General features: G+C 41.1%; 20 protein-coding genes and 1 pseudogene. 10 read left to right on the top strand and 11 right to left on the bottom strand.

Annotated elements, in window-relative coordinates; genetic code table 11:
- Positions 1 to 10: 10 nt before the first annotated feature.
- Positions 11 to 748, bottom strand: a complete 738-nt coding sequence (locus tag TOL9009_RS0134705) for a hypothetical protein (RefSeq protein ID WP_029637943.1) — start codon at positions 746 to 748, stop codon at positions 11 to 13.
- Positions 749 to 899: 151 nt separating this feature from the next.
- Between TOL9009_RS0134705 and hemE the strand changes: the two genes are divergently transcribed.
- The gene (hemE, locus tag TOL9009_RS0134700; RefSeq protein WP_029637941.1) at positions 900 to 1,958 is read left to right on the top strand and encodes a uroporphyrinogen decarboxylase; all 1,059 of its coding nucleotides are present in this window, start codon (positions 900 to 902) and stop codon (positions 1,956 to 1,958) included.
- A 510-nt stretch (positions 1,959 to 2,468) separates the two neighbouring features.
- Here hemE and TOL9009_RS48155 read toward each other — a convergent pair.
- Complete coding sequence (locus TOL9009_RS48155) at positions 2,469 to 2,636, bottom strand: hypothetical protein (RefSeq protein WP_186227758.1); 168 nt, start codon at positions 2,634 to 2,636, stop codon at positions 2,469 to 2,471.
- Between the two features lie 60 nt (positions 2,637 to 2,696).
- Here TOL9009_RS48155 and TOL9009_RS41475 point away from each other — a divergent pair, with 60 nt between their 5' ends.
- The 5 genes from TOL9009_RS41475 (at position 2,697) to TOL9009_RS0134665 (ending at position 11,576) form a co-directional block, all read left to right on the top strand.
- Positions 2,697 to 3,995 carry an RNA-guided endonuclease InsQ/TnpB family protein gene (locus tag TOL9009_RS41475; protein ID WP_242055184.1) on the top strand — a complete coding sequence of 433 codons (1,299 nt, stop codon included), beginning with the start codon at positions 2,697 to 2,699 and terminating at the stop codon, positions 3,993 to 3,995.
- Positions 3,996 to 4,012: 17 nt separating this feature from the next.
- Positions 4,013 to 4,651: a restriction endonuclease subunit R gene (locus TOL9009_RS0134680; RefSeq protein WP_029637938.1), complete on the top strand. Its 639-nt coding sequence runs from the start codon at positions 4,013 to 4,015 to the stop codon at positions 4,649 to 4,651.
- 615 nt (positions 4,652 to 5,266) lie between these two features.
- The gene (locus TOL9009_RS41470) at positions 5,267 to 8,407 is read left to right on the top strand and encodes an endonuclease/exonuclease/phosphatase family protein (RefSeq protein WP_051503201.1); all 3,141 of its coding nucleotides are present in this window, start codon (positions 5,267 to 5,269) and stop codon (positions 8,405 to 8,407) included.
- 252 nt (positions 8,408 to 8,659) lie between these two features.
- On the top strand, positions 8,660 to 9,628 hold the full coding sequence (locus tag TOL9009_RS0134670; RefSeq protein ID WP_029637935.1) for an NAD-dependent epimerase/dehydratase family protein: 969 nt from the start codon (positions 8,660 to 8,662) through the stop codon (positions 9,626 to 9,628).
- A 355-nt stretch (positions 9,629 to 9,983) separates the two neighbouring features.
- Complete coding sequence (locus tag TOL9009_RS0134665) at positions 9,984 to 11,576, top strand: B12-binding domain-containing radical SAM protein (protein ID WP_029637932.1); 1,593 nt, start codon at positions 9,984 to 9,986, stop codon at positions 11,574 to 11,576.
- A gap of 390 nt (positions 11,577 to 11,966) precedes the next feature.
- Here TOL9009_RS0134665 and TOL9009_RS0134660 read toward each other — a convergent pair whose 3' ends face one another.
- The 4 genes and pseudogenes from TOL9009_RS0134660 to TOL9009_RS49890 all read right to left on the bottom strand — a co-directional run.
- Positions 11,967 to 12,449 (bottom strand): hypothetical protein, encoded by a 483-nt coding sequence (locus tag TOL9009_RS0134660; protein WP_029637930.1) that lies wholly within the window; start codon positions 12,447 to 12,449, stop codon positions 11,967 to 11,969.
- A 747-nt stretch (positions 12,450 to 13,196) separates the two neighbouring features.
- Positions 13,197 to 13,463 (bottom strand): type II toxin-antitoxin system RelE family toxin, encoded by a 267-nt coding sequence (locus TOL9009_RS0134655; protein ID WP_029637928.1) that lies wholly within the window; start codon positions 13,461 to 13,463, stop codon positions 13,197 to 13,199.
- Complete coding sequence (locus TOL9009_RS0134650) at positions 13,460 to 13,687, bottom strand: hypothetical protein (protein WP_029637926.1); 228 nt, start codon at positions 13,685 to 13,687, stop codon at positions 13,460 to 13,462. Before TOL9009_RS0134650 ends, TOL9009_RS0134655 begins: the two co-directional genes overlap by 4 nt.
- Positions 13,688 to 13,865: 178 nt before the next feature.
- A pseudogene (locus tag TOL9009_RS49890) lies at positions 13,866 to 13,949 on the bottom strand (molecular chaperone DnaJ); the annotation flags it as partial.
- Positions 13,950 to 14,259: 310 nt separating this feature from the next.
- Between TOL9009_RS49890 and TOL9009_RS0134645 the strand changes: the two are divergent.
- On the top strand, positions 14,260 to 14,505 hold the full coding sequence (locus TOL9009_RS0134645) for a FitA-like ribbon-helix-helix domain-containing protein (protein WP_029637924.1): 246 nt from the start codon (positions 14,260 to 14,262) through the stop codon (positions 14,503 to 14,505).
- A gap of 7 nt (positions 14,506 to 14,512) precedes the next feature.
- Here the strand turns inward: TOL9009_RS0134645 and TOL9009_RS0134640 are convergent, their stop codons facing one another.
- The 3 genes from TOL9009_RS0134640 to TOL9009_RS0134630 form a co-directional block, all read right to left on the bottom strand.
- Positions 14,513 to 15,154 carry a J domain-containing protein gene (locus tag TOL9009_RS0134640; protein ID WP_029637922.1) on the bottom strand — a complete coding sequence of 214 codons (642 nt, stop codon included), beginning with the start codon at positions 15,152 to 15,154 and terminating at the stop codon, positions 14,513 to 14,515.
- Positions 15,155 to 15,362: 208 nt separating this feature from the next.
- Complete coding sequence (locus tag TOL9009_RS0134635; RefSeq protein ID WP_029637920.1) at positions 15,363 to 15,956, bottom strand: ATP-dependent Clp protease proteolytic subunit; 594 nt, start codon at positions 15,954 to 15,956, stop codon at positions 15,363 to 15,365.
- Between the two features lie 103 nt (positions 15,957 to 16,059).
- Positions 16,060 to 16,725: an ATP-dependent Clp protease proteolytic subunit gene (locus tag TOL9009_RS0134630; RefSeq protein ID WP_029637918.1), complete on the bottom strand. Its 666-nt coding sequence runs from the start codon at positions 16,723 to 16,725 to the stop codon at positions 16,060 to 16,062.
- A gap of 300 nt (positions 16,726 to 17,025) precedes the next feature.
- Between TOL9009_RS0134630 and TOL9009_RS0134620 the strand changes: the two genes are divergently transcribed.
- The 3 genes from TOL9009_RS0134620 (at position 17,026) to TOL9009_RS0134610 (ending at position 19,248) form a co-directional block, all read left to right on the top strand.
- Positions 17,026 to 18,273, top strand: coding sequence for a vWA domain-containing protein (locus tag TOL9009_RS0134620; RefSeq protein ID WP_029637915.1), 1,248 nt, complete (start codon positions 17,026 to 17,028; stop codon positions 18,271 to 18,273).
- 115 nt (positions 18,274 to 18,388) lie between these two features.
- Positions 18,389 to 18,775, top strand: a complete 387-nt coding sequence (gene gloA2, locus TOL9009_RS0134615; RefSeq protein ID WP_029637914.1) for an SMU1112c/YaeR family gloxylase I-like metalloprotein — start codon at positions 18,389 to 18,391, stop codon at positions 18,773 to 18,775.
- An 11-nt stretch (positions 18,776 to 18,786) separates the two neighbouring features.
- On the top strand, positions 18,787 to 19,248 hold the full coding sequence (locus TOL9009_RS0134610) for a GNAT family N-acetyltransferase (RefSeq protein ID WP_029637913.1): 462 nt from the start codon (positions 18,787 to 18,789) through the stop codon (positions 19,246 to 19,248).
- A 226-nt stretch (positions 19,249 to 19,474) separates the two neighbouring features.
- On the opposite strand, the gene cydB is transcribed toward TOL9009_RS0134610, so the two are convergent.
- Positions 19,475 to 20,488 (bottom strand): cytochrome d ubiquinol oxidase subunit II, encoded by a 1,014-nt coding sequence (gene cydB / locus TOL9009_RS0134605; RefSeq protein ID WP_029637912.1) that lies wholly within the window; start codon positions 20,486 to 20,488, stop codon positions 19,475 to 19,477.
- Between the two features lie 8 nt (positions 20,489 to 20,496).
- Positions 20,497 to 21,939 (bottom strand): cytochrome ubiquinol oxidase subunit I, encoded by a 1,443-nt coding sequence (locus TOL9009_RS0134600; protein ID WP_029637911.1) that lies wholly within the window; start codon positions 21,937 to 21,939, stop codon positions 20,497 to 20,499.
- Between the last annotated feature and the right edge of the window lie 246 nt (positions 21,940 to 22,185).

Below are 22,185 nucleotides of genomic sequence, written 5' to 3'. Positions count from 1 at the left end.
ACAACTCTAGTTATGATGAACTAGAAATATCATTATGGCGCGATTTTTTCAGCCTACACAACCCAATGGCTGGAACAACTCCCAGAATCACCGCAGTTAAACCTTGTCCACTCAAATACAATATCTGAGTCCGGTTTTCTTCGGGAATAAAATCTTGCACTAGCGAAAGCAACCAAATCGAGATACTGATAAAGAAAAATGAAACTGAGGGTAAAAAAGTCCACCACCAAGCATTTTTTGTGTAGCGTCGCAATACGATAAATTGGCAAAACCCCAGCCAAATCCCCGAAAAAATGTATAAAAAAGTTGACAAAATGCCCAAAATAACAGTTTGATTAGCAGATAAACTTAAATTTAATGATGCAGCGATCGCATTAATGTAGGCAATCCATGCTGTAGAAACACTATTAGCAATCAGCCAACCGAAACTAGTCGCAAGCAACCACAACCAACCGGATATATATTGTCGCACAACGATCGCTTGATCTGCGCCAAAAATTAAGGCAAAAATTAAATTACTGCTGAAGCTTTTGCCCAAAGAGTACCACGTCAGATGTTGCTGGAAAATGCTTGGTGGTATACTTTCGGTAATAGTTTTTTCTAAAGCGATGCTGGCAACTCCACCTACCACCCATCCTAAAAGTGTCAAAATCAGAAACTGGATAAAGAAACTTTGACGTTGCGATCGTTTTATTAAAAGCATTTGCCGCTGAGAATCGAAGGTAAAATCAGAATTATCGGTTTGCATATCAAATTGGGCAATGGGCAATGGGCAATGGACATTTTTCCCCCCCATCCCCCCATCTCCACCAAAAGGGGAAAACAAAGCTGACAAAGCGTAATCCCAGAATGATAAGCTAAACAGTGACATAAAAAAATGACTTAGGATAAAGTGTTAAATGGGTCTTTCCTTAAGCGCTCCTCATCTCCTACGGGCTGCTCGTGGTGAAGTGTTAGATCGTCCTCCAGTATGGATGATGCGTCAAGCTGGACGATACATGAAGGCGTATCGAGATTTACGCGAAAAGTATCCATCGTTTCGCGATCGCTCGGAAATTCCCGAAGTAGCGATTGAAATTTCTTTACAACCTTGGCGAGCTTTCCAGCCAGATGGAGTAATTCTATTTTCCGATATTGTGACGCCTTTACCTGGTTTGGGCATTGAAATGGATATTGCTGAAGGCAAAGGTCCAATTATTCAATCACCCCTTCGCACTCAAGCCCAAATCGATCAACTGCGTCCTTTAGAACCAGAAGCATCCCTGCCATTTATCAAAACAATTTTGCAGGCATTGCGTACTGAAGTCAACAATCAATCAACTGTGTTGGGCTTTGTCGGGGCACCGTGGACTTTGGCAGCTTATGCTGTGGAAGGAAAAGGTTCTAAAACCTATTCCGTAATTAAAAATATGGCGTTCTCCGATCCTACAGTTTTGCATCAATTGTTGTCAAAATTTGCCGATGCGATCGCTATTTATGCCCGTTACCAAATTGATTGTGGCGCTCAAGTAGTACAAATGTTCGATTCTTGGGCAGGTCAACTCAGCCCCCAAGATTATGACGTTTTTGCTTTACCCTATCAACAAAGAGTGTTTGAACAAGTCAAGCAAACTCATCCAGATACACCGTTAATTTTGTTAGTTAGCGGTAGTGCCGGTGTGCTGGAGAGGATGGGAAAATCTGGTGCGGATATTGTCACTGTAGACTGGTCAGTAGACATGGCAGATGCACGGGCAAGATTGGGCAAAGAAGTGAAAGTGCAAGGAAACCTCGATCCTGGTGTACTATTTGGTTCCCAAGCATTTATTCGCGATCGCATTCATGATACCGTTCGCAAAGCTGGTAATTGGGGTCATATTCTCAACCTTGGTCATGGTGTGCTACCCACAACCCCAGAAGAAAATGTTGCTTTCTTCTTTGAAACAGCAAAACAACTCAGTTTAACAGCGGTTACTTAAGGTTGTTTGTCGCTAATGGCTAATAGTGAAAATGCGATTAGTCATTAGCGATTATCATTAGACAAGGAGTAGAAATTAATTATGCGTTGCCCGAAACCCTTGTAGAGACGTTCCACTGGAACGTCTTTACTGGAACGTATTTACCGAAGAAAGGCAGAGGGCAGGAGGCACTTATGCTGAAGGAAGAAAATGCAATCTTTGCCCTCAGCAAGCGTGGGTTTAAAGCCCCTAAATTTATTTATGAACAAATGTAAAAAGATTTTTTTCGAGACGCAAAGCGCGAGAAAAAAGGTGTCCTTATTGAAACCCCTCAATTTATTTATGGGGTTTCCCTTCTGCCCTCTGCCCTCTGCCTTCTGCCTTTTCATGTCTTTTCTACCAGATGTCTATTATGAAAGCTAAATATTTGCAGTCATAAACCCACTCTTCGCATTTCCTTTCAGTATCATTTACGAAAAATGTTTTGGGGTAGAAACTGTTCGATAATTTCTACCCATATCTAGACAAGTCTTACTTTTTGTCAACATCGACAATCATGCTATCTACAAATTCTCTTAACCGTTTCTGCCAGTCAGGGATGGTTTTTAACTTTTCTCTAACACCGGGCAGTGCTTTAAATTGTATAGGCGTTTTGTCGTAAGCCACTTTATTATCTGGTTTAAATTTAACATCTGACATAGTAAAAAGTCCTAAAAACCTGGTATACTAGTAGTATAAGCAACATTGTAGGTCGAAACAATGCTACTTTCTTTCAAAACTCAATTAATCCCAAATAATAGGCAAGTCACAGCATTTAGGAAATCTTCCGGTGTTGCTAGACACGCTTATAATTGGGCGAACGCTGTAATTATAGACATTTTGAAAACTAAAAAACCAGAAGATAAATTGAAACTACCTTCAGCCATTGACCTGCATAAAAGGTTAGTGGCAGAGGTTAAATCAATCTACCCTTGGTATTACGAAGTTAGTAAAAATGTTCCTCAAAAAGCTATTGCTTCTTTGCGCCAAGCTTGGGATAGATGCTTGACTAAAACATCTTTTCAAGCCAGATTTAAAAAGAAAGGTCAACGCGATTCTTTCTACTTAGAATCAGGAACTAAAGCTAAACCACAAATCAAAAATGATGGCAAACGTATCAAACTTCCTACTATCGGATGGGTGCGTTTATCAGAACCATTACCAATTACGGCTACTCATAATTGTGTAATTTCCAGACAAGCTGATAGGTGGTTTATTGCCATTAAATACGAGATCGAAAAGCCTACTGTATCCATCGATAGACCGACTATTGGCGTTGATATTGGGATTAATGAATTAGCTGTTTGTAGTAATGGTAAAGTTTTTTCTAATCCGAAAGCTTATCGAAGAATGAGCAAGAGTCTAAAGCGCTCACAACGTCGTGTTAGTAGGCGTATTAAAGGTTCAAAAAATCGGATAAAAGCGATTAGAAAACTGGCAAAGATTCACGCCAAAGTTTCAAATATTCGCAAAGATGCAATTCACAAACTAACTAATTACCTCGCTAAAAACCACAGCGTAGTTAGTATTGAAGATTTGCAAATTAAGGCATTTTTAAAAAACCATAAATTAGCTGGTGCGATTGCTGATTGTGGAATGTACGAATTTAAACGCCAGTTAGAGTACAAAACTGAGAAATTTGATAGCAAATTAATTTTAGTTGATAGATTCTATCCTAGTTCTCAGATTTGCTCTAACTGCTTTAATCATCGTCATAAAATGCCATTAAAAAACCGAGTTTATATCTGTCCTGACTGTGGTCATACAGAAGACAGAGACTTGAACGCGGCAAAAAATATAGACCGATGGTTTGAGAATATTTTTATTCCTGAATGGTCAGAAATGGTGAGTTCCACCAAGATAGCCTGTGGAGTTGACAAACCTCTTAGGAGTCATCCTAAGACAACTGTGAAACAGGAAGTAAGCACCAATGAGTATGACATGTGGTTTTGGTCTTCCCAGGATACAGAGAAATCTGGTTTTGGTAAGCTAATTCCAGTGTTGTACAGAGTTGGGTAGGTATTACAGAACGGATTATGGTTCAAACAATACAAGCTAAAGAAATTACCCTACTTGATTTAGAAACCAGCTTTGGACTCGAATTAGTTGAGAATGAGCAATTTTTTAGAGAGTGGCAAGATAACTTACCAGAAATTACCAACTCCCAAAAACAACAGCTCGACCGAGTTAAGGCAAGTTATGCCAATTTGCTCAAGTACTCTCCTCTGCTGGAAAACACTGTCAAGATGGTGGTGTTGTCTCCCTTGTTGGATTTAGCAGACTTTTATCTATCTCCGTTTCATGTCAAATCTGAAAAATCTGTAGAAGTTTCTGCTGAAGATGAAGGTGTAAAAGTCAAAGGGCAGATTGATATCTTAGTTTTGTTTGAACAGCTAGTAGTAGTAGTTATAGAGTCTAAACAAGCAGCTTTTTCTGTGGAGGTGGGCAAACCACAGTTCCTAGCTTATATGCTGGCAGTCTCTAACTCAGATAAACCAGTATACGGACTAATCTGCAATGGCAGTAGTTTTATTTTTGTTAAATTGATCAAACAAGAAACACCAAAATATGTTTTGTCTCGTTTGTTCTACATATTCAATCCGGGAAATGAATTATATACGGTTTTGAGTGTGTTGAAGCGTCTGGGGCAATTGACGAGAAATGGCGATCGCTAAAAATAATTTTATATAGAAATCGTAATTTACCCGGACGGGGATGGGTTATTTTCACGCGGAGTTTTCGTTTCAATTTTGTACTAAGTACAGCGATCGCATTAATTCATGACGAAAATTTATCACAAAAACTCTGCGTCACTTTGCGCTTACCTCCTTTGCTCCTCTGCGTTAAAAAACGCTACGAACTTATGCAAAAATGTACTAATTACTATGTAATAAGCCTTTTTGCATTTAGATTATCAATAATCTTTTATAAAGATACCGTAAATTTGCAGAGGGAATTCGACGATTAATATTTACTTAATATTCTTTTAATCTTTAACTAGTAGCCTTAAATATAGTTAGGCAAAGTATTAGATTACACATGAAATCTGTGTAGTCTAATAAACTTCTGCTTTTAACGCCAGGGTTTTTGCACGATAGATCCCATTGAAGATGGCTCGATACCTTGTGCATGAAAGCGAGAGAAATATAGTGGTGCGATATGCATTTTCTGTCGCTGATGTCAATTTGCGAATTCTAGCAACCGCACCTCAACTCACATGCGTAATTCCAAGTTTACGAGCGAAGCGCAGATGTTTCTGCAAACAATTATCCCTTTAAGGACAAACAGCAATGGCGATTCAATTTAATGGCTCATATTCGGAGAATTTTGATACTCTGGCAGGTTCAGGTACCAGTAGCCAACTTCCCCTAGGCTGGGCATTGTCGGAGACTGGAACCAGTGCAAATGTAAACCAACAGTACACAGCAGGAACTGGCTCTGGTAATGCAGGTGATATATATAGTTTTGGAGCAGCAGGTTCTACTGAGAGAGCTTTAGGAACTTTATTGTCAGGTACTCTAACTCCCACAATCGGCGTAAGCTTTACCAATACAACAGGTGACACAATTACAACGTTGAATGTGTCCTACAGGGGTGAGCAATGGCGTTTAGGTGCAACCGGCAGAGCGGCTGCCGATCGCCTGGATTTTCAATACAGCCTGAATGCAACATCCTTAGCGACCGGAACTTGGGTAGATGTCGATGCTCTGGATTTCAGTTCTCCTGTGACAAATCAAGCCCTAGGAGCACTGAATGGAAATACCAATAACACCACCGTCCCAGGAACTATTACGGGGCTAAACATCCCAAATGGAGCAACCTTTTGGTTCCGTTGGCTTGACTTTGATGTCACTGGCTCAGATGATGGACTGTCGATCGACGACTTTTCCCTTTCCACTACTGTTACACCTCCTACGGGTCCTACAGTAGCGATCGCTGCCACCGATGCCAATGCTGCCGAAGCAGGAACAGACCCAGGCACCTTCCGTATTACCCGCACTGGTGATACAACCAATGCTCTGTCCATCAGTTACACGGTTGCCACTGGAGCAGGTCAGGCAACCAACGGGACGGACTACACGCCAAACCTGACGAATACGGCTACAATCCCTGCTGGGCAAACCTTTGTCGATATCACTATTACACCCGTTGATGACCTTCTAGGAGAAGGGAATGAAACCGTTACCCTAACTCTTGCTGGTAGTGCGAATTACACCTTGGGAACTGCCACAGCCACGGTGACGATCGCCGATAATGATGTGGTTGCCGGAAACATTCGGATTCGTGACATTCAAGGTACCGCGCATATCTCCCCATTGAATGGTCAAGCAGTAAACAACGTTCCTGGTATCGTAACAGCGATCGCCTCCAACGGCTTCTACCTGCAAGACCCCAACCCCGATAATAATGATGCCACCTCAGAGGGCATTTTTGTCTTCACCTCCTCTGCACCAACAGTAAGTGTCGGCAGCTCAATTTTAGTTAACGGTACAGTAAGTGAATTCCGTCCTGGTGGTTCCGTTGATAACCTCACCACCACTCAGATTACCAGCCCAACGATTACCACACTGTCAACTGGCAATGCTCTCCCAACAGCTACTATTCTTGGTAACGGCGGAAGAACAATTCCCACTACGGTAATTAGTAATGATCAAGTGGGTAACAATGTCGAAAATGCTGGTACAGTATTTGACCCTGCTCAAGACGGTATCGACTTCTACGAAAGCCTAGAAGGGATGCTTGTACAGGTCAACAATCCGGTAACAACATCTCCAACCAGTGTCTTTGGTACTTCTCAAGAAATTTGGGTACTAGCAGACAACGGAGCTAACGCCACCAGCCGCACTGCCCGTGGTGGTAGCCTGATTACAGAGAGCGATTTCAACCCAGAGCGAATTCAGATCGATGATTTGAACAATTCCTTGGTATTACCAACTGTCGATGTGGGTGCCCAACTCAGCACAATTACCGGGGTTGTTAATTACGACTTTAACAACTACGAAGTTTTGGTTTCCACAGCACCAACAGTTGTACAGGCATCTACTCTGCAAAGAGAAGTTAGCAACCTGACTCCCCTCGCTAACCAACTCACCCTTGCGACCTTCAACGTAGAAAACCTTGATCCTGGTGATGGTGCGACCAGCTTCAACAACCTCGCAAACCGGATTGTTAATAACCTCAGATCCCCCGATATCATCAACCTGGAAGAAATTCAAGATAACAATGGCGCGACGAATAACGGTGTAGTAGATGCTACCACAACCTACAACACATTGATTACTGCGATCGCAGCAGCTGGTGGTCCTACCTATCAATTTCGTCAGATTGACCCAGAAAATAACCAGGACGGTGGTGAACCTGGTGGTAATATCCGCGTCGGTTTCCTATTCAACCCCGACCGAGTACAATTTGTAGATCGCCCAGGTGGTGGCTCGACTACTGACACCACAGTTAACAACGTCGGTGGTGTTCCCCAGCTTTCTGCTAGTCCTGGTCGGATACTTGATACTGACCCCTCCAATGGCAGTGCCTTCGTCAGCAGTCGCAAACCTCTGGTTGGTGAATTTATTTTCAATGGTCAGACCGTATTTGTGGTTGGCAACCACTTTAACTCCAAAGGTGGTGACGATCCCCTATTTGGACCGACTCAACCCCCAGTCGTCTCTACTGAGGTGCAGCGCAACCAGCAAGCTACGGAGGTAAGAGACTTTGTTCAAAACATCCTAACAATTAACCCCAATGCCAACGTGGTTGTAGCGGGTGACTTGAATGACTTTGAGTTTTCTAACCCCCTGAGTATTTTAGAAGCTGGGGGACTGAATACCCTGATTGAAACGCTACCTGAGAACGAGCGTTATACCTTCAACTTTCAGGGCAATGCTCAAACACTCGATCACATTCTGGTCAGTAACAATTTGTTTACTAGACTGAATGGATTTGATGTAGTTCACATCAACTCAGAGTTTGCCGATCAAGACAGTGACCATGACCCCGTTCTCGCTCGGTTTGACTTGATAAATGTGCTTAATGGCACATCTGGTCGGGATACTTTAATCGGAACTGCCTTTGGTGACAGAATTACTGGTTTTGATGGTCAAGACGATATCACCACCGGTGCTGGTAATGATTTGATTGTCTACACCAGCTTATATGGTAACGGCAACAGTATTAATGAAGGCGACGATATCCTGGACTTTACAGTAGGTGCTGACAAGTTTGTTTTTACTGACTTGCTTGATAGTATTGTCCCAGGTGGCTACAACGGAACTAATGCGATCGCTGATGGCTACATATCTTTTGGTGCAAGAGGACGAGATACTGAGATTCTGATTGACAGTGATGGTTCTGGAAATCTTCCCGCTCGACCGTTTATCAGAGTAGATAATGTTTCAGTTGCAGCCCTGAATAATGTCAATAATTTTGTCTTCTAGGTAACATATTCTCTTAGGAGTTTCCACCAAAGATCAACGGACAGAATTTTCTGTCCCATTGCAACGGTCGTAGAGACGTTCCACCGGAACGTCTTTACGTGGAACGTCTTTCCATTGTAAGTAATACACTGGACATGATATAATTTCCACATTTATGTCCCGACCCAGTTATTCATTAGTTGTAGTTGTTAATTGCTAGATATGCATTCAAAATAGTTAAGCTATTTAACAACTACAATCTAAAAAATATTTATGAGCCAGAAACGGATTTTTGTGACTGGTGCAAGTGGCTGTGTCGGACACTACCTGAGCGAAACTTTAATTAAAGAGACAAATCACGAGTTGTATTTACTGGTTAGAAACCCAGATAAACTGAAAGTCGATACTCAAGCACGTCCTGGTATCACAGTTTTGCAAGGTGATATGCAAGAAATTGGCTTATTTGCAGAATTGCTGAAAACAATTGATACTGCGGTGTTAACGGCGACGGCTTGGGGTGGAGACAACACATTTGAGATTAATGTAGACAAAACCCTAGAATTAATGAGTTTGTTAAATGCAGATAGATGCGAACAGGTAATTTATTTTTCTACCGCTAGCGTTTTAGGTCGCAACGAACAACCATTAAAGGAAGCTGGAGAACTAGGGATAGATTATGTCCGGTCTAAGTACGAATGTTTACATAAAGTACCAAAATTAGCGATCGCACCCAAAGTTACCACAGTTTTTCCTACTTTAGTTTTAGGTGGCGAAGTTGACAAACCTTATTCTCATGTTTCGCCGGGTATTTTAGAAGTTACAAAATATATTGATTTAATTCGTTTTTTGCAAGTAGATGGTAGCTTCCACTTCATTCACGGGCGAGATATTGCTACAGTGGTGGGATATTTAATAGATAATCCACCCAAAGAAAACCAATCGCGAAAGTTAGTTTTAGGTCAACCGCAGTTAACAGCAAACCAAGCAATTGAAGATGTTTGCGCTTATCTTGGTAAAAAAATAATCTTTCGTCTTCCCCTATCTTTATCCTTAGCTAATGTCATAATCGCTGTCTTTCGCATTCAAATGGATGCTTGGAGTCGATTTTGCATGAACTATCGCCATTTTACTTACAAAAATGCCATCAATCCTGCCACTTTCGACTTACCAAATTACTGCGCTACCATGAGCGATGTTTTGAAAATAAGCGGTGTTAAACCTGCTAATACCAGTTCTATGTAACAATAATCTCAATTAGCCCACCCAGGTAAGCTCAGAAAATCTGAATGAAAACTCTGCGTACCTTTGCGCTTCCCTTAGCGTTCCTTTACGTTAAAAAATAAATGTAGAGACGCGAAATTTCGCGTCTCTAGACCACGTATTGCACGAACCGAGAAGCGCTATAATTGACCGCAACTAGAGAATTTTAGCAACAAATTACACAAGTATATATTCATAAGGAACTAGGCGATCGCTAATAGCGTCTCATCAATCATTGTTAAAAGAAAATAAAACTAGCAATAAATCAATTACTCTTAGTTTTAGCTACATTAATTACAGTTAAAAAAAATAACCATAACGTGAGGATTTCTACTAAATGCGAATTTTACTGGTGTATCCTATATTTCCCAAAACCTTTTGGTCATACGAAAAAATCTTGGAATTAGTTAATCGCAAGGTTTTATTACCACCTTTAGGTTTAGTAACAGTAGCAGCGATTTTGCCCCAAGAATGGGAATTCAAACTTGTAGATCGCAATATTCGCACCGCAACCGAAGAAGAATGGGCATGGGCAGATATAGTAATTTTATCTGCGATGATTGTCCAAAAAGCAGATTTACTCGACCAAATTAAAGAAGCAAAAAGACGTGGTAAGTTAGTTGCCGTGGGTGGTCCTTACCCAACTTCCGTACCCCACGAAGTTGAAAATGTAGGTGCAGATTTTCTCATTCTCGATGAAGGAGAAATTACTCTGCCAATGTTTATCGATGCAATCAAGCGGGGAGAAACATCAGGCGTTTTTCGCGCTACTGAAAAACCCGATGTGACATTTACACCCATACCCCGCTTTGATTTACTAGAACTTAATGCTTATGACATGATGTCAGTTCAGTTTTCGCGGGGTTGCCCTTTTCAGTGCGAATTTTGTGACATCATTGTTCTTTATGGTCGCAAACCGCGCACCAAAACACCAGCACAACTATTAGCAGAATTAGATTGTCTTTATAAATTGGGTTGGCGCCGTGGTGTGTTCATGGTAGATGACAACTTTATCGGCAACAAACGTAACGTTAAATTGTTGCTGAAAGAGTTAAAAGTTTGGATGGCAGAACATCAATATCCCTTTGCATTTGACACCGAAGCTTCAATTGATTTAGCCGAAGATGCAGAAATGATGGAGTTGATGGTTGAGTGCGGTTTCGCTGCCGTATTCTTGGGAATTGAAACACCAGATGAAGACAGTCTGCAACTAACGAAGAAGTTTCAAAATACCCGCAGTTCGCTGACTGAAGCCGTGGAAAGCATTATTAAAGCTGGATTGCGACCGATGGCTGGCTTTATTATTGGTTTTGATAACGAAAAAGCAGGTGCAGGCGATCGCATTGTCCGTTTTGCCGAATTAGCAGCAATTCCCTCTACTACCTTCGCCATGTTGCAAGCGCTACCCAATACAGCGTTGTGGCATCGCCTGAAAAAAGAAGGAAGACTGCGCGAAAATCAAGACGGCAACATCAATCAAACTACTTTGATGAACTTTGTCGCCACCCGTCCTTTAGAAGATATTGCTAGAGAATATATTGAGGCATTTTGTGCTTTATATGACCCCGTTAAATATTTAGACCGCACCTATCGCTGCTTCTTGATGATGGGTGGTCCAAGTTGGACACGACCAGCGAAAATGCCAGAGTTAATACTTGTGAGAGCATTCCTAATTATTATCTGGCGACAAGGAATCAAGCGCGAAACTCGGTGGAAATTCTGGCATCACTTGTTTAGCATCATCAAGCGTAATCCAAGAGCTTTAGAGCATTATCTCTCAGCTTGCGCTCATATCGAACATTTCTTTGAGTATCGTCAAATTGTGCGCGATGAAATTGAATCTCAGTTGGCTGAGTATTTAGCACAAGGCAAAGAAAAGCCCTATGAGGTGAAAGTTGAGGCAAAAGCCGAGGCAGTAGCATCCAAATAAAAGCACCTGCACTCTTCTAGGGTGCAGCTTTGTGCGTACTAAGCCTGCCGACCCAGGCGAAATAAATTGTAGCCCACCCAGGTGGGCTTTGTTCATAAGTAGTTACGCAAAAATATTTATACATTTTTAGGACTTACGCATCGAGTACAAAATGTAGGGGCAATTCATGAATTGCCCCTACGGTAAATCAATGTTTAAGTCCCGGTAAGTCTTAATTTTATGAGAGAATAGCGAGAGCAAATATACAATACTTATGAAAAATTCCCCCTCCTCGCAAGCGGGAAGGGGTAGTTTCAGATTTTCTTAGGTTAAGTTGAGGTAATGAAACTCAAGATAATACTTGAATTGATTGGGTTTACTTTGTTCAACCCAATCGACAATAACTACTGCCTATTTAGTTGCGGTGACAGTAACGTTGAAAATGTAACTTCCAGTACCCAAAGGAGTAGCAGGAGTAACATCATTAGCTGTCATGCTTACATTCGCTTTTGCACCTGAGGCAGGAGCAGCAATTGAATTTGCTAAATCAGAGTCAGCATTACCAGTAACACCTTCAGCTGTCAATGTTGCTACTGTTTTTAAATTAGCTGCGGTAGTAGTTCCAGTGCTAATAACATCCTTTATAGGGGTAGATACCTTTAGCGTTCCACCAGGACAATTAACAATAACCGTAGCAGGAGTAGTAGTGCTTAAAGTTGTCTTATCATTACTTGCAACCAAACTTCCATCTGTTTTAACACCAAAATCGCATGTATCAGGAACTGCCCCACCGAAAACTAGATTTGGAGAGACGATTTGAGCCTTAGCACTAGAAGCGAAACCAACGACGCCAGCCAACATCAAAGCACAAGCGAATAAAGAACGACGTAACATACTAAAGTCCTCAGGAATTTAAATTACTTTTGAAAAGCGATCAATCGAGAAACAACTTAGATTGCGATATTAAAGTTGAGAGCATAATTGAAAATTTCTGTGCAGAATGCCACAGCAGATTCTACGCGCAACCTAAGATAATTAAGTAGTAGTGACATTGCCCTAATTACTTTTGAAGTTGGTTAAATCCAAAGTTAAAAAACCAACCTTTGCTGTGCTATTTGGATAGTATGAATAAGCAAATCCCAAGTTAGTCAGCTTTAAATGAAATCTCTCTGAACCTGTTACTAAATTAACTAATAAAAGATACAAAGCAAACAGTGTTAATACGGAAAATTAACGCAGTGAAATAAACTGCGTCAAAATACCGATTTTCGGCGTATTTATATAAAGTTATCTTGAAATCAATACTGCCCGACGATTAAAATCGCGGCTACACAAACGAAGTCCGCCTACGCGGACTAATTATTAGGACTTACGCACGGACTATATATTTCCGTCATTGCGACGCAAGGAAGCAATCTCAAAGTCTTGTTTTCTGGTAACGCTTGCGTAAGTCCTAATTATTTTAAAAGCCTACCTGCGTAGGCTTTGTTTGTTTAGCCGCGACTTTAGTCGTCGGGTACTATAACTTCTCGGTTGCCTGCAATACGCGGTGTAGAGACGCGAAATTTCGCGTCTTTACATTTATTTTTTGAATATGTATGTGATTCAAATGAAAACCACTATATTAGATTTTGTTGGTTGTCAACTTTCATCTTGATAAACCTCACTCCGATGTTTTACCTTAATTATTGTTACTATCAAAACATCATCCTCTATTTCATAAACTACTCGGTACTCACCTACTCGAATACGATATGAATTATCATCACCTTGTAATTTTTTAATTCCGTTCGGACGGGGTTCTATTGCTAAGTCATTAATTTTAATTTGTATGCGTTTTTTTACATCTATAGGTAATTTTATAAATTGTTTTCTTGCACCCTTTGAAAACTCTACACTGTAAGTCACGCAACATCCTTTTTCATCTCATTTTGTATTTCTTTCCACGGGACAGTACCGTTCATACGTATATCTTCTCTAGCTTCTTTAATAGCTTTTAAATCTTCTTCATCTTCTTCATCATCAATTTTTTTCAATAAAGCATAAATTTCATCTAAAGTACTGTCATAAGCCTGGTTTAGCAGTACGTTGATAGCTTTGATTATTTCTTCTCTTTGGTGTTCGGTTTTCATTTTTAATACTTCTTCCAAACTTTCCAGCAGTTTAGTTATATCATGTCCATTTAATTAACAGTAATAAAAACATACCTAAGTAGATGGGCATAAATAAACGCTCCTTAACGTAGTAACGCCTTAAGCCGTTAAAATCCAAGAGCGACGAGCGGTAAACCGCTCACTACGAATGACAAATGGCGATCGCTTGCCATTGTCGCACTTCGGCATCTTCAGGTAAACGTTCTGCCAAAGCTTCCGCGAGGGCGATCGCTTGGGGAAAAAGTACAACGCAATATTTACCAGCTTTTTGTTAGGTATGGGCGATCGCGTAACCCAACTTTGTATCTTAGAAAAACGCTAAAGTGTTAGTATTGTGAGTGTCTCCCGCTTCAGCTTTGTGGAAAACAAGCAATCCCTTAATACCAATTCTATGTGAGGCTGCACATAACGCCCTCAGGCTGGAAGCCTGGGGCTAAACGAACTAAGCCCACCTGCGTGGGCTAAATTAGGCGCATCTTCATAGAGAAATGGTATAAGTTCTTTTTCTGCGGCTTGCCGACGTAATTTTATAGAATTGCTATTAATTGCTTATGACTAATATCATTATCTCTAATCTTGATGATGACATCAAATCTCGTCTCCAAAAACGAGCCGAAAAACATAGTCGTTCCCTTGAAAAAGAAGTCAAAGAAATTCTCCGCATCGCTTTGTTAGAAAATAACGAACATTCCTTAAACCTAGCGACTATGATTGAGCAGCGTTTTGCGAACTTGGGAGAATTTGAATTACCGGAAATCAAGAGAGAACCCATCTTCAACGTTATCCGCAAAAATTGAACAAAATTCAAAAAGCCTGCTCTAGCTTCTGGAAGTCGCGCTGGACTTCTTGGGAAAGAGACTTGTTATTAGGGTCAGTCTTTAAGGCTTTTTTCAGATAAATTCTGGCTTTGAGCAGTTGTTTTTCTTTAATTAGCGCTCGTCCCCAAATTTGATAGGCGATCGCTTGCCATTGTCGCACTTCGGCATCTTCAGGTAAACGTTCTGCTAAAGCTTCCGCGAGAGCGATCGCTTGGGGAAATCGTCTTTCTTTCAAAAATCGCTGCAACTGCTCATAAGTCTTCCACTTCAGCCGCTGTTCTATTTCCACCAAATTAGGCGGCTTTGGTGTCGGCTTTGATGGCGCTTTTGGCGTCGGTTTCTCCTGTGTCACCGTAACTACAGGTTCTGGACGCGCTGTATGAGTTGACTGAGCCGCCTTTTCTTGCGACTGGCTTGACCGTTGTTGAGCCATTTCCTCTGGCGGTACAACCGTCAAAAGCAACTTGTAAGCCTCTGTCAAAGCAATAAATTTGTCTTGAGCCTTTTTATCACCTGGATTGATATCGGGATGATATTGCTGCGCCAGCCGTCGATAAGACGTTTTGATGTCAACAAACGATGCTCCCGACCTTAAACCTAATACACGGTAACAATCTCCAAAATCCATCTTGAGCCATCAGAAGCAAGAATATCAGCTATTAGCTTAAAGCCTGAATTATAAATCATAAAGACTAAATTTTTAATTTAAAGTTCATACTTCACAATTATCGGGCAGGGAAGGGGAGGAGTGGGGGAGTGGGGGAGGGGAGGATGGGGGGAAAGAATTGTCCTCCTTGTCCCCCTTGTCCCCCTTGTCCCCTTGTCCCCCTCCTCTTCTACGGTCGGTCTTCAATTACACGGTCAATTAAACCGTACTCTTTCGCTTCCGCAGCAGACAGGAAAAAGTCGCGATCCATGTCTTTTTCAATCTTTGCCAAAGTCTGACCGGTGTTATCAGCGTAAATATTATTTAGCTGATGACGAATCCGGAGAATTTCTCTTGCCTCAATTTCGATATCGGATGCTTGCCCACGAGTTCCACCTGAAGGTTGGTGAATCATGATGCGGGAATGAGGCAATGCCAGCCGTTTGCCTTTGGCGCCAGCCGCTAGCAGAAATGAACCCATCGAGGCTGCTAAACCGACACAAATCGTTACCACATCTGATTTGATGTGCTGCATTGTATCATATATCGCCAAACCAGACGTCACCATTCCACCTGGGGAATTGATGTACAGTTGAATATCCTTACCTGGATCTTCCGAATCAAGATACAGCATGACGGCGATGATTTGGTTCGCAATTTCATCATCAATGTCTCGTCCCAGGAAAATAATCCGTTCGCGGTAAAGACGATTGTAAATATCAACCCACTGTGTATATTGTTCCCCTGGCATCCGGTAGGGAACTTTAGGAACGCCTATAGGCATATTTTTCTCCGTTTGTCAATAATTAATAGTCAATAGTCAAGAGTCAAGGGTCAATAGTCAAGAGTCATTTGTCTAATACCAAGGACAAATAACTAAAGACAAATTAAAGGACGCTAGCTGGTAATGGCGGATTGGCGAGTTCTTCTTTCTCAAAAACTCGGTCAATCAAACCGTATTCCTTCGCTTGATAGGGTGTCATGTATAACAGCCGATCCATGTCCTTGATAATTCTTTCTCGAGGCTGTTCGGTGGTTTTAGACAAAATATCAACCAGCGATGCTTTATTTGCCAGAACTTCTTTCGCCCGAATTTGAATATCGGTTGCTTGACCTTGAGCGTAACTCTTAGGCTGGTGTAGGATAATGGAGGCGTTGGGCAAACTGGCGCGGCAACCTTTTGTTCCAGCACTGAGAAGCATCGCTGCCATACCCATCGCTGAACCAATGCAGATGGTGTGGATGATGGGCTTGATGTATTTCATCGTGTCATAGATGGCGAAGGCTTCGGTTTCAAAGCCGACGGGATCGCCACTGTAACCGGAAGTGCCGGTAGAGTTTATGTAGATTTTAATTGGTTTCTCTGGGTCGTCAGACTGTAAATACAGCAATTCGGCGACTATCAGTTCCGTGACAGCAGGCACCAGTGGCATCCCAAGATAGACAATTCGCTCTTTTAACAATAATGAAGGTAAATCTGGCGGAGGTGTCCGGTAGAAGTTATCACCGCCGCCGTATGGGGCTTGAACAGCCTTGATGGGGGATATATCCATAGCAACTGTTGCCTGAAATAATGCCGTTAACTGTAATACATACTAGCGCGATGCTAGGTGCGTTAAAGGTGTGGATTTCTCGCTATGCACTCGTGAGAGGGGGAGAGGGGGGAGACAAGGGGGACAAGGGAGAGGGGGGAGATAAGGAGACAAACTCCCCTGCCCCTTGTCCTCCTTGTCCCGTGCTCAAGGGAATGTGAATATTGTTAAGGTATCTGTGTGGGGTAAATTTTCCGTAGCGCGATGCGTGCAAATTGAAGTTATTTATAAATATGTATGTCTAGATAGGAAACCTGGATTATGAAGGTTAGCTTGCAGCCAACTCTGAATGATGATAGTTTGGACGCAAATCAGCAAAACAGTCAACGTCAGTTGTCAATTTCGATTTCGGCGATCGCGGAAAATCTAGATCGCAATGTCCCTTTGAATTTATGTCTAATTTTAGACCATAGTGGCTCGATGAATGGGCGACCACTAGAAACTGTGAAAAAAGCGGCGATTGGTTTGGTTGACAAACTCAAAAAAGGCGATCGCCTGAGTATTGTAGTTTTCGATCACCGTGCTAAGGTTTTAGTCCCGAATCAATTTCTCGAAAATCCCGAACAAATCAAAAGGGATATTAACCGACTTTCGGCAGATGGAGGAACGGCAATTGATGAAGGTTTGCGTTTGGGGATTGAAGAATTAGCAAAGGGAAAAAAAGAAACTATTTCTCAAGCTTTTCTGTTAACTGATGGCGAAAATGAACACGGTGATAACAACCGTTGTTTGAAATTTGCTCAATTGTCTGCTAGTTACAATTTGACTTTAAATACTTTGGGATTTGGCGACAATTGGAATCAAGATGTTTTAGAAAAAATTGCTGATGCTGGTTTGGGTACTTTGTCTTACATTCAACAACCAGAACGGGCAGTAGAAGAATTTAGTCGGCTTTTTACCCGGATGCAAACGGTGGGATTGACGAATGCTTATTTACTATTTTCTTTGATGCCGAAAGTGCGATTAGCAGAACTCAAACCGATCGCTCAAGTTGCCCCAGACACAATTGAGTTACCTATACAATACGAAGCTGATGGACGTTTCGCGGTGCGTTTGGGTGATTTAATGAAAGATGTGGAACGAGTGATTTTAGCGAATATTTATCTGGGACAATTGCCCGAAGGTAAACAAGCGATCGCTAATGTACAAGTCCGCTACGACGATCCCACCGACAACCAAACTGGATTATTTTCGCCAAATATCCCAATTTATGCTAATGTAGTTCGGACTTATCAAGCCGCGAACGATCCGCAAGTGCAGCAACATGTTCTCGCATTAGCGAAATATCGCCAAACTCAACTAGCGGAAGCGAAATTACAACAAGGCGATCGCGCTGGTGCCGCAACAATGCTGCAAACTGCGGCAAAAACCGCTTTGCAAATGGGCGATACTAGTGCAGCGACGGTGTTACAAACTTCTGCCACGAGGTTGCAATCTGGGGAAGAATTATCGGAAAGCGATCGTAAGAAAACCAGGATTGTATCTAAAACAGTTTTGCAAGATCCTTAATATTAAGTGTTGGTTGTTGGTTGTTAGTTGTTAGTTGTTGGTTAACAGTCAATAGTTATCCACTAACCACTAACCACTAACCACCATCCACTAACCACTATCCCCTACTAATTTAATGAAAACCACTGGAATTCATCATATAGCGATTATTTGTTCTGATTATGAACGTTCCAAAGGGTTTTATGTAGAAGTTTTGGGCTTTTCTATAATTGAAGAGACTTTTCGCGCTGAGAGAAATTCTTATAAATTAGATTTGCAAGTGGGAGAAAACCAGCAAATTGAGTTATTTTCTTTTCCTAATCCACCTAAAAGAGTTAATAATCCCGAAGCTTGTGGATTAAGACATCTGGCTTTTGAAGTTGAAGATATAGAGCAAACTGTTTTGGAATTAAAATCAAAAGGTGTAGAGGTAGAAAATATTAGGATTGATGAAATTACAGGCAAGCGATTTACTTTCTTTAAAGACCCAGATAATTTGCCGTTAGAGATTTATGAACGTTAGTCAAATTCAATATGATAATTAGAGAATATATACTATCTGACACTCAGGCAATCATGAAACTGTTTTACGATACAATTCATGAAATTAATATTCAAGATTACACTCAACAACAAGTAAATGCTTGGGCACCGGAAAATATGGATTACGAAGTTTGGCACAAAAGGTTACAAACCAAGCTTCCCTATATTGCTGAAGATAATGGTGAGATAGTTGGGTTTGGAGAGTTAGAAGCGGATGGTCATATTGATTGTTTTTATTGTCATAGTAAGTATCAAAGAATGGGTATTGGTTCAAAGCTTTTAAGTCATATAGAAAATGCTGCAAAACTGCAAGGAATTAAACGACTATATACAGAAGCAAGTATTACTGCAAAGCCATTTTTTATAAGCAAGGGATTTTGCATAGTTAAGGAACAGCAAGTAGAACGACGAGGAATTACGTTTAAAAACTATGTAATGGAAAAATATCTGTGATTTTATACAGATAAAATATCAAATTATTTTGATAGTGCCACAAAATATGATGTAGAGACGTTCCGACGGAACGTCTTTATAATATTTAATAGACGTTCCGCTGGAACGTCTCTACAATATATGTCATTTGCGAGATATGAAACCTTTTATTTTGATTGTGCTAGAAATCCCGACGTAGAGACGTTCCGACGGAACGTCTTTACAATTTTACAATCCTAATTCTTTCCTATGCTTCATAGTGACCACCAGTGACTTTACCTCGAAAAACAATGTACTGGTAAATGTTGTAAAACAGCATGATGGGAATAAGAAAACCAATGAAGATAATCATGAAAACCAGCGCACTTGATGAAGCAGCGGCTTGATAAATGGTGATATGAGTGGGGATAACATAAGGAAAAACGATTAACCCCAGCCCAATAAAACTGAGTAAGAAAATGAGGATAGTCCAAATAAAAGGTGCGCGTTCTTCTTCACGTTGGAGGCTTCTGAAGAGTTGCCAGATTAGCAAAACTCCTAATATGGGAATTAATGCAAAGATATAAATTTCTGGTTGATGAAATAAACGCGATCGCGTATTCTCATAAAACACAGGAGTCGAAATCGTAATCAAAATTGCTCCAATCAACGTTGTCACAGTCGCTATTTTGGCAGTTCGGTAATGGGTTCTTTGTAATTCACCATCTGTTTTCATAATTAGATAAGTTGAACCAATCAAAACGTAGCCTTGAATCAAAGTCAAAGCTACCAATATTGACTTCCAATTCAACCAATCCCAAGTAGTACCAATAAAGTGACCTGAATCATCAACTGAAATACCTGATAGTACACTACCAAGGGCAAATCCTTGACCAAGAGACGCTAAAAAACTCCCCGCACCAAAAGCTAAATTCCAAAAGTATTTTCGGTTTGAATGTTCGCGAAATTCAAACGCTACTGCACGAAAAATTAGCCCAAAAACCATACCCATAATTGGGATGTATAAAGCACTCAAAATCGTCCCATAAGCGAGGGGAAATGCCCCAAATAAAGCACCTCCCATGAGAACTAGCCAGGTTTCGTTAGCATCCCAAACGTTGCCCAAACTAGTCATTAAAATGCCCCGGCGATCGTCATCGTCGGAAGTTAAAGATAATATTCCTACCCCTAAGTCAAAACCATCCAGCATGACGTAGAGGAAGAGGAAAAGAGCCAAAATGACAAACCATACCTCAGGAAGAAAATGCTCTAAAGCCTCCATAAAATCTCCTATTGTTGTGCTTCTACTGGACGCTGATCGGGGATAAATTCCGCAGGGGTAGTATTTACTGCGGATTCATTTTCAATTCCCGGTATCGGCAAGTTTAAATTGGGTCCAATACGGATAATTCGGCTGCCAAAATACATAGCAGAAATAAACAAAATGGTGTAAACAATTGCAAAGCTAATTAGTGAGGTTAAGACGTTGCTAGCTGGTATATGAGAAGCAGCATCAACTGTACGAATCTGCCCGTAAACAGTCCACGGTTGACGTCCAACACAGCGGACAATCCAACCCGCTTCAATGGCTATATATCCCAGAGGTGCTGCGAACATCCAGGTACGCAATAACCAACGTTGCTGAGTAATATTTTCGGCTGATAGTTTACCACGCAACCATTGAAGCACGCTCCACAACATTAATGCTGCTAAGAAGAAACCGATACCGCTCATGATGCGGAAAGCATAATAAATTAAACCGACTAAATGAGGACGATCCTCTGGTTTCCATTCCTTCAAACCAAGGACTGGTTCAGAGAGTTTTGGTTTAAATTCGAGAATGTATCCTAATGCTTTTGGAATGGCAATTTCCCAATCATTTTTTTGCGCTTTTTCGTTAGGTAACGCGACAACAGTCCAATCACCAGACTCTCCTGCTGGGATTGTTTCCCAACGAGCTTCCATTGCTGCGAGTTTTGTAGGCTGATAGTGATATACTTGTTCGGCGCTTAAATGCCCCATGTAGATTTGTATCGGTGCGACTGCGATCGCAGCTGCTAAAGCTATTTTCAAAGATTTGCTAAAAAAGGCTTGATGGCGATTTCTAAGAATATACCAAGCGCTGATTCCACCAATTACAAACAATGAAGTTTCTAATGTGGCAAAAAACATATGTAAAACACTTTTTGCCATAAACGGGTTGAGAATGGCTTGAAAATAATCGTGGACAACAAACTTGCCATTAACCATTTCTCCACCGGCTGGAGTTTGCAACCAAGAATTAGCGCTCAAAATCCAGAATATCGATAAATTTGCGCCAAAGGCAACCATGATTGTGGCGAAATAGTGAATTACCGGATGAACCCGCTCCCAGCCAAACAACATGATCCCCAAAAAACCAGCTTCTAGCATGAATGCCATTGAAGCTTCAAATCCTAAAATACTACCAAAAAAGTCTCCTGTAGCTTCAGCAAAAGGTGCCCAGTTGGTTCCAAACTGGAATTCCATCGGGATACCCGATGCCACACCGATCCCAAAGTTCAGAACATAAAGCTTTGACCAAAAACGGGCATGAAGATAATAGTCAGGATTGCGAGTTTTCAGCCACATTCCCTCAACAATTACTAAATATATTCCCATGCCTGTAGTTAAGACGGGCCATAGCATATGGAATATTGCAGTTAGCGCAAACTGCATCCGCGATAGCACAACTGTATTAGATAAAAAATCCATTACTACCCTCTATTAGTTAGGCAAAACCCAGGTTGAATATAGCAAATAAATTCTTGATTTGGAAGTTTTTTGATTGATATATATTTGCTTTGTGAAAATTTGAGAGTCTAATTTGCTGGAAAGTTAAATAAGTTAGTTTTATTTGTATTTTGCCCTACAAGTAAATTACTAAAATAGCAGTAATACTTTGACAGCTTGTCTTGTTAAGCTACATTTACGCTCAAAGCATAACACACTTGAGATTAT

This window comes from [Scytonema hofmanni] UTEX 2349 (genome assembly GCF_000582685.1).
In the GTDB taxonomy this organism is placed as follows: domain Bacteria; phylum Cyanobacteriota; class Cyanobacteriia; order Cyanobacteriales; family Nostocaceae; genus Hassallia; species Hassallia hofmanni.
Note: the sequence above shows the minus strand (reverse complement) of the source record. Positions and strands in the feature narration are given on the sequence as shown.

Excerpts from the sequence above, each read along its gene's own strand:
- TOL9009_RS0134670 (WP_029637935.1), top strand. The coding sequence starts at position 8,660 with ATGAGCCAGAAACGGATTTTTGTGACTGGTGCAAGTGGCTGTGTCGGA.
- TOL9009_RS0134645 (WP_029637924.1), top strand. The coding sequence starts at position 14,260 with ATGACTAATATCATTATCTCTAATCTTGATGATGACATCAAATCTCGT.
- gloA2 (WP_029637914.1), top strand. The coding sequence starts at position 18,389 with ATGAAAACCACTGGAATTCATCATATAGCGATTATTTGTTCTGATTAT.
- hemE (WP_029637941.1), top strand. The coding sequence starts at position 900 with ATGGGTCTTTCCTTAAGCGCTCCTCATCTCCTACGGGCTGCTCGTGGT.
- TOL9009_RS41475 (WP_242055184.1), top strand. The coding sequence starts at position 2,697 with ATGCTACTTTCTTTCAAAACTCAATTAATCCCAAATAATAGGCAAGTC.
- TOL9009_RS41470 (WP_051503201.1), top strand. The coding sequence starts at position 5,267 with ATGGCGATTCAATTTAATGGCTCATATTCGGAGAATTTTGATACTCTG.
- TOL9009_RS0134610 (WP_029637913.1), top strand. The coding sequence starts at position 18,787 with ATGATAATTAGAGAATATATACTATCTGACACTCAGGCAATCATGAAA.
- TOL9009_RS0134635 (WP_029637920.1), bottom strand. The coding sequence starts at position 15,956 with ATGCCTATAGGCGTTCCTAAAGTTCCCTACCGGATGCCAGGGGAACAA.
- TOL9009_RS48155 (WP_186227758.1), bottom strand. The coding sequence starts at position 2,636 with ATGTCAGATGTTAAATTTAAACCAGATAATAAAGTGGCTTACGACAAA.
- TOL9009_RS0134705 (WP_029637943.1), bottom strand. The coding sequence starts at position 748 with ATGCAAACCGATAATTCTGATTTTACCTTCGATTCTCAGCGGCAAATG.
- TOL9009_RS0134660 (WP_029637930.1), bottom strand. The coding sequence starts at position 12,449 with ATGTTACGTCGTTCTTTATTCGCTTGTGCTTTGATGTTGGCTGGCGTC.
- TOL9009_RS0134620 (WP_029637915.1), top strand. The coding sequence starts at position 17,026 with ATGAAGGTTAGCTTGCAGCCAACTCTGAATGATGATAGTTTGGACGCA.
- TOL9009_RS0134650 (WP_029637926.1), bottom strand. The coding sequence starts at position 13,687 with ATGAAAACCGAACACCAAAGAGAAGAAATAATCAAAGCTATCAACGTA.
- TOL9009_RS0134600 (WP_029637911.1), bottom strand. The coding sequence starts at position 21,939 with ATGGATTTTTTATCTAATACAGTTGTGCTATCGCGGATGCAGTTTGCG.
- TOL9009_RS0134665 (WP_029637932.1), top strand. The coding sequence starts at position 9,984 with ATGCGAATTTTACTGGTGTATCCTATATTTCCCAAAACCTTTTGGTCA.
- TOL9009_RS0134630 (WP_029637918.1), bottom strand. The coding sequence starts at position 16,725 with ATGGATATATCCCCCATCAAGGCTGTTCAAGCCCCATACGGCGGCGGT.
- cydB (WP_029637912.1), bottom strand. The coding sequence starts at position 20,488 with ATGGAGGCTTTAGAGCATTTTCTTCCTGAGGTATGGTTTGTCATTTTG.
- TOL9009_RS0134640 (WP_029637922.1), bottom strand. The coding sequence starts at position 15,154 with ATGGATTTTGGAGATTGTTACCGTGTATTAGGTTTAAGGTCGGGAGCA.
- TOL9009_RS0134680 (WP_029637938.1), top strand. The coding sequence starts at position 4,013 with ATGGTTCAAACAATACAAGCTAAAGAAATTACCCTACTTGATTTAGAA.